Origin of the sequence: Maribacter forsetii DSM 18668 (assembly GCF_000744105.1) — a bacterium.
Lineage (GTDB): Bacteria > Bacteroidota > Bacteroidia > Flavobacteriales > Flavobacteriaceae > Maribacter > Maribacter forsetii.
The window spans coordinates 1,951,348-1,963,544 of record NZ_JQLH01000001.1 but is presented as its reverse complement, the minus strand read 5'-3'; the positions used below and the strand labels follow the sequence as shown (position 1 = coordinate 1,963,544).

Below are 12,197 nucleotides of genomic sequence, written 5' to 3'. Positions count from 1 at the left end.
TTATTCAAATGAAAAGTTTTCTAAGCTGGATTACATCTAATAAAACCAAAGAAAAGTTATTCTATCTTGAAAACTACAAAATCAGTGAATTACCCTCAAAACAAGATTTCTTCAGTAGAATGAACTTACTTATTTCTGATGATATAAGTTCTATTGCATTATCCTCTATTGACCCAGCTTTTCTTGAAGCTAAAGAAGAAGATTTAACGCTTTCTCACGCCTTAACCAATGAACCTAAAATAAGTAACCCCTTCCATTTCCGGATAACGAAGTATAGTATAGCAAACCCAATTAGTTTCAGATTAAGGTTAACTTTTTCAAGCAATGAATCAATTTATAGATATGAAGCCTTAGGTGCTAATTTGGTAGAAATAAGTAATATATGGCATCATTTAATATCGCATAAAGAATGTTCAAAATATAAATTTGATGGCTGGAATGATAAGTCTAACTGGTATACAGGTTATTTACTACAAAGAAAAGCACAAGAAAAAAAGGAACTAGAAAACCCACCTCTGCTAACCAATGTATATTGGAATTTTTCTGGTAATACATTTAAAAATAAAGAAGAGTTTATCGCTACAGTGCATGATTACCATTTACAAATAGGAAAAAAGTGGGAATCAAATAATAAAACAATAGCGGTACCTGTGTTAATTATCTCATATCAATATATTAAGGAAAACAAAACTAGAACCGGAAAAATGACACTCAAAAACACAGAAGCTTGGACTGAAGCGGATCTACTTTTAGCGATTCATAATAAATGTGCTACAAAAATACAAAATCAATACAATTGCTTTATTGAAGGCTTGTTATTCCATGATCATAACAAAGACGGTATACCTACATATTTTTTGAATCTAGGCAACTAGTTAAGATTGATTAGTACACCTCACAACAAAGAAAGAAGTATTTAGTTTATTTAATAGACCAAATTTTAGATGAGTTTTAATTTCAACCGGCACTTTTAAAGTTTTAAAAAAATAATTAATGAATACGACAAATTTTGAAAATTGGAGCAATGAGCTCAAAAAAGTTTGGGACTTAAAAACAAGTGATGATTGTAAAAAATTCAGTGACCTAATGTATTCATTAACAGGTACCGAAGACTCATGCTATCTCAACTTATTAATTGATACCGTACGGCTAAAAGATGACTTTGGTCTATACGAAAGCTTATATAATGCGATGTGGACTTTCCCGCCTAAAACAGTAGTACAGGTACTTGCAAAAAGACTTCCGGCATTTCATACAAGAATGGGTAAACAAGATCAAGTTTTTAGATTCTACATGCCTATTTCTACTAATGCAGAACTATCAAGTGCTTTTATAAAAGAAGCAAAACATTGGTCTGCCAGTGAAAAACGTAAATCATTATCTGTTTTAAAAACATGGAGTATAGAAGATGAAAAATGGGAAAGTATATTAGCTAATCTAGGTAAACCGGTATCCAAAAGTAAGGAAGACGCTATACCTGAATATTGGGACGAAAGTTGGAAAATTAGACTTAAAGAAGTTAGAAAAAATGAAGGCGAGTTTTCTTTTAATGATTTGTTCTGGAAAAAAGGTAAAAAAAATTGGCTAGAAGATTTAGATTTCTTGCTTGAAGTATTAAGCCTTAATCATGGTAAAAACTGGAGACAAGTAGATAATATTACCAATCCACTTTGGTTTTACGCTAAAACCAAAGTTTACCCTACATTTATTAAAAAACTAAAACAATTACCCGTTGAAAATCAAGACAAAATTCTTGAAAATATTAAGCGGGTAAACAAGAGAAAACACAAATTTCTACTTAAAGAAATGAGCAATAGCTAGCATTATTAAAAACTATTATATGATAAACCATAAAGGTCATCTTGAAAATTTGAACATAGAATTATATCCAGACTTTAATGAAGTATTTGAAAGTGATCAATTAAAAGGAATTTTTTATCCGCTTTGCAAGATTACCAATATTGAAACAAGTCCAGATCAACCTTTATATTTTGTATCAAGTAATGGTATTTGGACAAATGAGAATATTAAAAACGAAAACAACCAAACTGGTTTTACTTGTTTTGAACTAAAAAATGGTAAATATTCTTTTAATGGCAATTTAAATGTTTACATAGGACACAAAGAAGCTAAAGAAATAATTAAAATTTTAGAGGATGATTTTCAAAAAAATGGAGCTGCTTATTTATCTAAAAAAGTAAAAACCCAAATATATATTAAAACCATTAAAGAAAATTTTGATCTAAATTTTGGGGACTTAGATAAAGAGTACTTTCTTGAAACCTTCTATCAGTTTTCCGTAAACAAACTAAATTATAAACAAACGGGCAATTTTGGAACCTTTCGTCATATTATAGATGGGTGGGGAAAACCAGATGAAATTAGTCCTGTTGTTTATGAGATTAAAGATGACAATTCTACTGGATTCACTGATATAGAAATAAATCAGGAGTTTTTATTTCCTAAGTCAATTACCATAGACAAATATGAAAAAATTGGATATACTATTGGCCATGAATTTTTTACCGACGGTAATGACACATATCTTTTGTTTGACAAAACTAACAAGAGAGCCCTCTGCATTAATCACTATTCTTAATAGCGATAGATTTTGAAAAATAGAATTATCAATTAACTACTATTTATCATAGCTATTATAGACATTGCATTTTCAACTGTTCAATTAGCTAAAGATAATAATCCGTGCGGTGGTGAAGGTTGTCTTATTCATGTTCAACCTATTTGCGGCGTTTTGTTGTAGATTCCGTCCACAGTTTTAACAGCATTCGTTAAATGGAAGTCTGCCTATAATACATAAATTTTACATTACCATTCTCTGTAATAATACTAGAAATAATAAGAAGTCATTTAACTTTACAACTGTACCATTCCTACAACCTTTTTGTCATTATTTCTTATAATTTTTTAAAGAAACTGCTATATTTATACGTACCACTAATTACTATCCCTAGAACAGCAAACCACCCATTTATTACAATATGCAAAAAAGTCAAAAGATACTTAAGAGCTTTGTAGAAGGAAGTTTATCCAGTCAAGAATTTGAACAAGAATTGATTTCAAATATAGAATTAATAGAATTCCTTTCTAATGAAAACTTAGTTAGTGATAATATGAATTTAGAAGGTTTAAGTTCTCCTTATTATTATTTAATTGACCAAAATTATAATAATGCAGGAGCAAGATTAAATGCCCATGATATCTGTTCAAAAATTTTGAATGTCATTAATATTGAATTTATAGCAACTACTGCATACGATGAATTTTATGATTTAATAATTAGTTCACAACCAAAATATTTAGATATTGATACTTTATTTTTTGAAAATCACATATACAAACCAGAGTACAAAACCCTAAGTAAATCTTCACAAAAAAAAGAAATTAAAAAAATAATATTACGTCTTTTCCAATTTGAAAGTAAAGCACCAAAATGGATTCAAAATCCTCAATGGTTAATTGAGGATAATAAACCCCTATATTTTTTAGGACAGTATGCAATTAAAAACTCTAATGTATTTCATGACGATGGTTTCATATACCTATTTATAAAAAAAGACACCAAAGAAATAAGAACTATTGTTCAATTATACTAAGCCGTATACCTATATTTATTTGATTGTTAAATCATAATCAGTCACTTAAAATTACTTAAATCCATAATTGCAATTCAATGAATATACAACGCTATTTAAATAGAATTGATTTTCATGAAACTATAACTATAAACAAAGAAGTTCTTTTTAAACTACAAGAAAAACATCTTTTAAACATTCCTTTTGAAAATCTAGATATTCATTACAAGAGGCCAATACGTCTCTCTTTTAAAGAGATGTTTGAGAAAATTGTAATCAATAATCGTGGCGGATTTTGTTATGAACTAAACGGACTCTTTCATAGTCTATTAAAAGAGTTAGGTTTCAACGCTAAAATAATATCTGCACGAGTTCATACAAATACTGGGGAATTTAGTCCTGAATTTGACCATCTAGCAATTATAGTAACTCTCGGAGATGAACAATACTTAGTAGATGTAGGCTTTGGAAAATTTACATTGCATCCTTTAAAAATCAATTTCAACGAAACCGTTTATGATAGTTATGGTGATTTCAAATTTGACACTTACAGCGCAGGTTACTTTCGTGTAAATGAAATAAAGAATACTAATATTATACCACAATACATTTTTAAAAATAAAGCACGTCAACTATCAGATTTTACAGCAATGTGCAGCTATCATCAAACCAATGAAAGATCTCATTTCACCAAGAAAAAACTAATTTCAATAGCCACAAAAAATGGAAGAATAACCCTAAACAATTCACAATTAAAAGTCACCAATGATGAAAATGAACAGGTTATAAATTTTAATGAAAGTGAATTTGAAGAAAAATTAAAAGAATATTTTAATATTGAAAACTTCTTTCACCAACCAAAGCCCTGAAGCCCTAACAACAAGCAAACTGTATCACTGTTGACTATAGTGTTGTTTTACCAAATAATTACAAGGCAATTACGTTGTTTTAAAAGACAGTTAAATGAACTGTTTACAATATCAAATTTAATAAACGACAAACCAATTAAATCATGAAAAAAACATTCTCCCTATTATTTTTTACTATTTGTTTGCAAATGAGTGCACAACAGCGTGTATCTGAAATTAAAAGCTACAGGTATAACCACAGTACACAAGAACAAACACTTGAAGGTACATCAACACTTACCTATGATGGTGATAAATTAAAAAAAATCAATACCATAGAAAATGATGGTAGAATTGATTACCGCTTTACTTTAGACTTTAAATACAGCGACAATCATATCGAAGCTACAAATCCTGAAAATAAAATTAGGTTTGAAATGGACCTTGAAAACAACCGTCCAGTTTCTATGAAGCAATACTATTACAGTGTTAATCTTGAACTTACTTATGATGAAAATGGTAAAATAGCTACGTTAAAAAACATCAAATATCATGGAGCTAAAAAACCACAAATAAGTAAATGGTTCTATAATTACGAAGGTGATAAAATAACCAAAGCTTTCCATGCCGATGCAACTAAAAAGAAAAAACTAAAACTGAAAGATGTTACAAACCCACCATATATCTATACTTATGATGGAGACAAACTAGATAATATTGCTCAATCAGTAGAGTCGCTTAAGTTTGAGTATACTGATAATAAAAAAATAATGTACTATCAAAGAGGGCAACGTAAAATTGAATACACCTATGAAAATGGCAATCTCATAGAAGTCATTTCTTATAGTCAAAATGATGAAGATTATCGTAGAATTAGCAGAGCTGTTTTTACTTATGAAAATGGTAATGGAAATGAAGAGCTTTATTTAGATTATCAAAATGATAATATCTTTACATACACGTTATTACCAGAACACAGATCAAGATAACATTATAGGCTCTAAAGTACCAAGTTATGTAATCCAAAATTTTATTACATAACTTGGTTTATCTTTTAATAGCAGATGACATTAAAAAATCCAAAATCCAATACAGCCTATAAATTTGCAATGGTAGCGGTAGTAATAATTATGCTCGTCATCATAACAAGTTTGATATTAGACACCCAACAAGGGTCTGACCTAAAATCAATGTTATTAGGTATTTTAATTTTATCCAGTGCTTTTACTGCGGTTATCGGTTTAGGGTATTCTATTATGGGTATTAGAGAGCCCAATACAACCAAGAAAATAATTGGACTTATCATCAATTCGATAATTACAATTTCACTTGGTTTATTATTTCTATCTTCAATCATAGAAATTCTCCAATATTTAGTTTAAAAATTATAAAAATTTTCAATACCCTCTGATGTAGTAGATTTCTATATTTATCATATACGCTTTAAGAACATTCCACTAAAATTAAAATCTACCATTAAACTCCATCTTTACATAGTATGTTTTGGCATTTATTAGATGAATTTTGGTGGTTTCCTCTACCTACAACTAAATGTTTTATCGCTTATACCCTTATTTCTATTGGCAAGTTTGTTCTATGATGATTTTAGATATCAATTAATATGTACCAAAAGAAAATATATTAAGCATAGTTCATAAGTAATAACTAAGAAAGGTACCTATACTTGATTTAAATTTCAGTACTTTTAGTACAACACCAATCATAATTTACCAAAATGAAAAATTACCTAAAATCTATTTTTACGATAATGTTGTTGGCAATTTTGGTCACTATTATCCATCACTTTTTGATAGGATTTTTTGACCCATTTACAGCTAATGAAATCTAAAACATAACACAAACTATGAAACATCTACTCTCTACATTTCTTTTCGCTGCACTATTAATTTCTTGTAATTCTTCGGATAAATCTAAAACAGAAAGCTCGAACACAGAAACCACTACAGAAGTGACTTCTAAAGAAGACAAAGAACTAAAGTCAATAACTTCTGATGAAGATTTGATAGCTACAGCATTAATGGCCGCACCAGCAGAAAGCAGAGCCAACAGTAAAGTGATAGGGTATAATATGGCTGGTGAGTTTGTAACATTAAAAGAAGGTGATAGCGAATATATTGTACTTGCAGATGACCCAAAGAAAGATGGTTTTAACGCAGCTTGCTATCATAAAGATTTAGACTCATTTATGGCAAGAGGTAGAGCATTACGTGCCGAAGGCAAAACTGCGGATGAAATTTTTGCAATTAGAGAGGCAGAAGTAAAATCTGGTAAAATTAAAATTACTCCAGGTTCTGCATTACACATTTACTACGGTCCAAATACTGCTTACGATGTAGAAACATCTAAAGTAGATGGTGCAAAACTTCGTTATGTGATATACACCCCTTTTGCAACATCGGCTTCAATTGGCTTACCAGAAACTCCGTCTGCACCAAATCACCCTTGGATTATGAATCCTGGTACACACAGAGCACATATAATGATTTCTCCACTTAAAAATGAAGTAGAGTAATAACAAAGCGAGTCAAATAGCGTTAACCATATATGATAAAACGAGTACTAAATTACCTTGGCTGGTTTATTATAGCTATACTTTTAGGGTTACTACACATGCGCATAGTTTTAGGTACACCACCAGAATCTAACGATGGCAAATTCTCGTTCGCAAGCATGGTATATGAATGGGCTTTGGTACAAGTTGGTGCAATCGTTGGCTGTATTATCGCACTAGTATTCATTCTACTAGATGTTTTTTATTTAAACAATAAACTCCAAGGCAATAGCAAAGCAACACTTCTAAGATTTTTAATTATTTCTATAATTGCTGTTATTGTTGGCATAACCCACTATATTTTAGAAAAAGTAATAGACGTTATTTAGTTAAGCAAGAGTATAGATACGACTACAAACTATATCTTCGCAATATGAATACACTTGATATTAGAACAGTAGATGTTGTTCAATATTTACAGCCCTTACGAGAAGGCGGCTCTATGCCAGCTATTGTAAAAGCTGATGATGATTTTTTGTATGTACTGAAGTTTAGAGGTTCTGGGCAAGGTAAAAAATCACTTATCTCTGAATTCATTGGTGGCGAATTGGCACGTGCAATCGGTTTAAAAGTACCTGAGCTGGTCTTTATGAACTTAGAAGATTCTTTTAGACAGACTGAACCTGACGAAGAAATTCAAGATTTATTGAAGTTTAGTGTTGGACTAAATCTTGGTCTACACTTTCTATCTGGCGCCATTACTTTCGATCCTTTAATTTCTACTGCAGATGCCATGACAGCATCTAAAGTTGTGGTTTTAGATAGTTTAATCAGTAATATTGACCGAACCGCAAAAAACGCTAATCTGTTATATTGGCATAATGAATTATGGGTTATCGATAATGGGGCAAGCTTTTATTTTCATCATAATTGGGAGACTTGGGAGAGTCACCTAACAAGAACATTTCCGTTTATAAAAGACCATGTACTTTTACAACAAGCTACTGCCCTACCAAAAGCTGCCACAGAAATTCAAAAAAACATTACTCTAGAGAAAGTAACCGAAATTGTTTCAAACATACCAGAAGATTGGTTAACGAGCGAATCTGATATATTAAACGCAGAGGAGAAAAGAGCAGCCTATATCAAATTTATAACCACTAAGCTATCTATGATCGATGTTTTAGTAAAAGAAGCGGAAGATGCAAGATAGACACACATTTAAATTTGCGATAGTTAGAATTGTACCGAAAGTTGAACGAGAAGAGTTTTTTAATGTAGGTGTGATTTTATTCTGTAAACGGACAAAATTTTTAGATATCAAGTATCAAATCGATGAAGAAAAGTTAAAAGCATTTTCTCCAGAAATAGAATACGAAATCTTAAACGAATATCTAAAAGCTTGGAAATTCATTTGTGAAGGTAAAGATGCTGGCGGACCAATAGGTAAGTTAGACTTATCTGACCGTTTTGGGTGGCTAACAGCTTGTAGAAGCACGGTTATACAAAGCTCCACTACCCGATCCGGATTAAGTACAGATCCTAAAAAAGAGTTGGAAGACATTTACAATAAGTATGTGCTATAAAATTTCTATAGCATACAAAAAAAGGACGTTATCGCATTTACGGTTCGTAATTATCACGTTTAATAAGTAAGTTTGTCAAAAATCAAAGACCTACTTATCTCATTAAAGTATTTAAATCTCTTCACATGGAAACATCAAAACTTCAAAGCATCATACAAGGCATACCAAAGGCAGAACTTCATTTACATTTAGAGGGTAGCTTTGAACCAGAATTGATGTTTGAGATTGCAAAGAGAAATAACATCACTTTACCTTATGATTCAATTGAATCAGTGAAGGAAGCTTACAAATTCAACAACCTACAAGAGTTTTTAGATATCTATTATGCAGGTGCGCAAGTGCTGTTACACGAGCAAGATTTCTTTGATTTGACATGGGCGTATCTGACCAAGGTACATAGCGAAAATGTAAAGCATGTAGAAGTATTTTTTGACCCACAGACCCATACAGATAGAGGTGTTTCTTTTGATGTCGTCATAAAAGGAATTCATCGTGCTTTAGAGATGGGAAAAAATGAATTAAATATATCCTACAAACTAATCATGAGCTACTTGCGTCATTTAAGTGAAGAAGCAGCTTTTGAGACACTTGAAGCTTCCCTCCCATTTAAAGACATTATCGACGGAGTTGGTTTAGATTCATCAGAAATGGGAAATCCGCCAAGTAAGTTCAAAGATGTTTTTAAAGCATCTGCTGAACAAGGCTACAAACTTGTTGCCCATGCAGGTGAAGAAGGTCCGTCAGAATATATTTGGGAAGCCTTAGATATTCTAAATGTAGAACGTATTGATCACGGAAATCGATGCCTAACCGACGAAGCTTTGGTAAAAAGATTAGTAGACGAAAAAATTGCCCTGACCCTATGCCCTACCAGTAACGTTGCCTTAAAGGTAATTCAAAAGATGGACGAACATCCGGTAGCCAAAATGTTAGACAAAGGAATAGTTGCCACTATACATTCAGATGACCCTGCATATTTTGGAGGATATATGAACGAGAATTTCTACCAAACTGCTACTGCACTAAATTTAAGTTTTGATCAAATTAAAAAATTGGCTATCAATGCTTTTGAAGCTAGTTGGCTAAGCACTCCCGAAAAGGAAAAGCACATCAATACGATAAACGACTACTTTGGTTCTATCTGATTTGCTATTGGAATAAAAATGATAAACTTGGCACCTTCACCCAAATTACTCTCAACTTTAATTTGACCGTTATGAGTAGTAACAATTCGTTTTACAATTGCAAGACCAATACCAGTACCTTGGTATTCTTCATCGTTATGCAATCTTTGAAAAATTTCAAAAATCTTACTTTCATATTTCTGGTCAAAACCAATACCATTATCAGAAACTTCAATACGGGAATATTGGGTATCTTCAGATAATTCTAGCTCCGGATAATCTGCACCAGATACAATTTTACCGTTTACCTTAATTGAAGGTTTCTCCTTCTTTTTGCTATATTTAATTGCATTGGTAAACAAATTGAACAACAACTGCTTAAACTGGATTGGGCGTACCGTAATCTCACAATCCTTTGGTATTCTAAAGGCTGTTTTATGTTCTTTCAGCTCTTCGCTCAATACATCTTTCACCTCTAAAACCAACTGTTTTAACGATACGGTAGTTAAGCTATTATCTATAGTTTCCGTTGAACCATATGCCATTAAATCTTGAATAAGATTTCGCATTCGTGCGGCAGATAAGTCAATTCGTTCTAATTTATGTTTACCAGCTTCAGATAAATTATTGAATTCGGTATCACTCACCTGAGAAATGAACATTTGAATTTTACGCAAAGGTTCTTGAAGATCATGACTACAAATATGATTAAAGGACTCCAGGTCATTAATCATTAATTCTAATTTTATCGTCTTTATTTCAAGCTGATTGGTTCTTTGAAATACTTTACGTTCTAGTTTTTTAGAGAACTTTTTTAATTTCTTATGAGCTCGCTCTAGCTCCAGTTTATTTTTTCTAAGTTCCAACAAATTAATCACCTGCTCAGATAAAATATTTAGAGATTCTTTTTGGCTGTTTGTAAGTGTTCTTGGCTTATTGTCAATTACACATAAAGTACCCAAAGGCAGACCATTGGCGTTTTTTAATGGAATTCCCGCATAAAAGGCAATATTTGGATCACCGGTGACCAAAGGGTTATTTTTAAAGCGTACATCTTCACGAGCATTTTCAACGGTAAAAATAGGGTCATCACCAGTGATGGCATGAGCACAAAAAGCATCTTCAATAGGCGTCTCAGAAGTTGCTAATCCGTAGTGGGATTTGAACCATTGCCGTTTATCATCCAGTAGCGTAATTAAAGAAATTGGGGTCTGACAAATTTCTGCGGCAAGCTTGGTTAGGTTATCGTAATCGTGTTCAGGTAACGTATCTAAAATTGAATATGAGTCAAGCAGTGCAAGTCTTTCTTTTTCCCTAGGATGAATTTTGGCTTTTGTCATTATTAATAAAAGGGGATGTTTTTTAATTTACAAATATAAGGAGCACCATAACTTTATATACTAAATATAATATAATCTTGTGAAAGTTTACTGTACAAAACAGCACTTAAAAGATATAGACACCTCCAATTACATTTTCGTAAATGAAATAGCTTACTAAAACCTTAAACATGGTATTGTAGTAAATATAGCCACTATATTTAAGCGTATGAGTACACCATTAACAATTTCCCATTTTACCTTAAAAGAATCTTGGAGTAAGAATATTTTTACGTTGAGTTATAAATTCGAATCTTAAAAAGATTTCGAAAGACCCATCATTGAAAGATGAGTTTCCAAGTTCTGTGATTTCTCTATCATAAGCTAACCCTAACATTAGTTTTTCGTTCAGCTGGAACCCTACAAGGGCGCTCATGGCGGCATCCCATCTGTAAGCTGCTCCCAATGAAAATGTATCGTCCAATAAAACTGTCGCCGAAAGGTCTGCCTGTAACGGTGCTCCTTCAACAGCCTTAAAGAGCAATGCCGGTTTTAATTTCAGATTGGGATTGATATCGAAAACATAGCCGGTAATCAAGTACCAGTTCATTCGTTCTTGTGCTATGTACGAATTGCTGTTTCCTGAAGAATCAAAATGCTCCGTTTCCAAAAAGTTGGGTACCGAAAGTCCTGCGTAGAATTGTTTGGTATGGTAATATATTCCCGCCCCAAAATTCGGTGAGAACTTCTTATCTATGCTCGTCTGCCCTATTGCTGCATTGGACGGGTCGTAATTTCTAAGCCTATTGAAATCGATATTTAGAAAATGACCTCCTGCTTTTAGTCCGAAGGAAAGTTTACCTTCTTCGGATGTGGGTACGGTATAGGAAAAAACAGCATCAAAATAAGTATCTTGATTTGTTCCGTTTCCTATTTCATCATTGACGATTGATAATCCAAGTCCCACTTTTCTTGAAATAGGAGAATGAATATTTAATGTCTGTGTCTTAGGAGCTCCATCTAAACCTACCCATTGTGAGCGGTGTAAAGCTGCTATACTTATAACACCTCGCGAACCAGCATAGGCAGGGTTAACAGAAATCGTGTTATACATATATTGTGTATACTGAGCATCTTGTTGGGCGTTTGTTGTCCAAAAAGATACTACTATAAGTAAAACTGTAACACATGTGTTTTTCATAATCTTATAAATTA

At 32.1% G+C, this 12,197-nt stretch carries 14 protein-coding genes; 11 read left to right on the top strand and 3 right to left on the bottom strand.

What is annotated here, in order from left to right:
- Window positions 1-8 precede the first annotated feature (8 nt).
- The 6 genes from P177_RS08155 to P177_RS08130 all read left to right on the top strand — a co-directional run bounded on the left by P177_RS08155 (window position 9) and on the right by P177_RS08130 (window position 5,430).
- Window positions 9-875 (top strand): hypothetical protein, encoded by an 867-nt coding sequence (locus tag P177_RS08155; RefSeq protein WP_036153789.1) that lies wholly within the window; start codon window positions 9-11, stop codon window positions 873-875.
- A 118-nt stretch (window positions 876-993) separates the two neighbouring features.
- Window positions 994-1,821, top strand: coding sequence for a hypothetical protein (locus P177_RS08150; RefSeq protein ID WP_036153786.1), 828 nt, complete (start codon window positions 994-996; stop codon window positions 1,819-1,821).
- A 19-nt stretch (window positions 1,822-1,840) separates the two neighbouring features.
- A complete protein-coding gene (locus P177_RS08145; RefSeq protein WP_051941760.1) occupies window positions 1,841-2,599 on the top strand; it encodes a hypothetical protein in 759 nt (252 codons plus the stop codon).
- A 400-nt stretch (window positions 2,600-2,999) separates the two neighbouring features.
- Window positions 3,000-3,614: a hypothetical protein gene (locus tag P177_RS08140; protein WP_036153784.1), complete on the top strand. Its 615-nt coding sequence runs from the start codon at window positions 3,000-3,002 to the stop codon at window positions 3,612-3,614.
- 77 nt (window positions 3,615-3,691) lie between these two features.
- The gene (locus tag P177_RS08135) at window positions 3,692-4,462 is read left to right on the top strand and encodes an arylamine N-acetyltransferase family protein (protein ID WP_036153782.1); all 771 of its coding nucleotides are present in this window, start codon (window positions 3,692-3,694) and stop codon (window positions 4,460-4,462) included.
- A gap of 143 nt (window positions 4,463-4,605) precedes the next feature.
- Window positions 4,606-5,430: a hypothetical protein gene (locus tag P177_RS08130; RefSeq protein ID WP_157486494.1), complete on the top strand. Its 825-nt coding sequence runs from the start codon at window positions 4,606-4,608 to the stop codon at window positions 5,428-5,430.
- A gap of 107 nt (window positions 5,431-5,537) precedes the next feature.
- Here the strand turns inward: P177_RS08130 and P177_RS20205 are convergent, their stop codons facing one another.
- Window positions 5,538-5,798 (bottom strand): hypothetical protein, encoded by a 261-nt coding sequence (locus tag P177_RS20205; RefSeq protein ID WP_036153776.1) that lies wholly within the window; start codon window positions 5,796-5,798, stop codon window positions 5,538-5,540.
- A gap of 507 nt (window positions 5,799-6,305) precedes the next feature.
- On the opposite strand from P177_RS20205, the gene P177_RS08120 reads away from it, so the two are divergent.
- The 5 genes from P177_RS08120 to P177_RS08100 all read left to right on the top strand — a co-directional run bounded on the left by P177_RS08120 (window position 6,306) and on the right by P177_RS08100 (window position 9,684).
- Window positions 6,306-6,974, top strand: coding sequence for a hypothetical protein (locus tag P177_RS08120; protein ID WP_036153774.1), 669 nt, complete (start codon window positions 6,306-6,308; stop codon window positions 6,972-6,974).
- A gap of 98 nt (window positions 6,975-7,072) precedes the next feature.
- The gene (locus tag P177_RS08115) at window positions 7,073-7,342 is read left to right on the top strand and encodes a hypothetical protein (protein ID WP_036153772.1); all 270 of its coding nucleotides are present in this window, start codon (window positions 7,073-7,075) and stop codon (window positions 7,340-7,342) included.
- A 44-nt stretch (window positions 7,343-7,386) separates the two neighbouring features.
- Window positions 7,387-8,166: a HipA family kinase gene (locus P177_RS08110; RefSeq protein WP_036153771.1), complete on the top strand. Its 780-nt coding sequence runs from the start codon at window positions 7,387-7,389 to the stop codon at window positions 8,164-8,166.
- The gene (locus tag P177_RS08105) at window positions 8,156-8,539 is read left to right on the top strand and encodes a DUF3037 domain-containing protein (protein WP_036153768.1); all 384 of its coding nucleotides are present in this window, start codon (window positions 8,156-8,158) and stop codon (window positions 8,537-8,539) included. The genes P177_RS08110 and P177_RS08105 overlap by 11 nt, the downstream gene beginning before the upstream one ends.
- Window positions 8,540-8,664: 125 nt before the next feature.
- Window positions 8,665-9,684 carry an adenosine deaminase gene (locus P177_RS08100; RefSeq protein WP_036153765.1) on the top strand — a complete coding sequence of 340 codons (1,020 nt, stop codon included), beginning with the start codon at window positions 8,665-8,667 and terminating at the stop codon, window positions 9,682-9,684.
- Here P177_RS08100 and P177_RS08095 read toward each other — a convergent pair.
- Window positions 9,666-11,003: a GAF domain-containing sensor histidine kinase gene (locus P177_RS08095; RefSeq protein WP_051941759.1), complete on the bottom strand. Its 1,338-nt coding sequence runs from the start codon at window positions 11,001-11,003 to the stop codon at window positions 9,666-9,668. The genes P177_RS08100 and P177_RS08095 overlap by 19 nt on opposite strands.
- Window positions 11,004-11,244: 241 nt before the next feature.
- Window positions 11,245-12,183, bottom strand: coding sequence for a PorP/SprF family type IX secretion system membrane protein (locus P177_RS08090; protein ID WP_036153763.1), 939 nt, complete (start codon window positions 12,181-12,183; stop codon window positions 11,245-11,247).
- Window positions 12,184-12,197 lie beyond the last annotated feature (14 nt).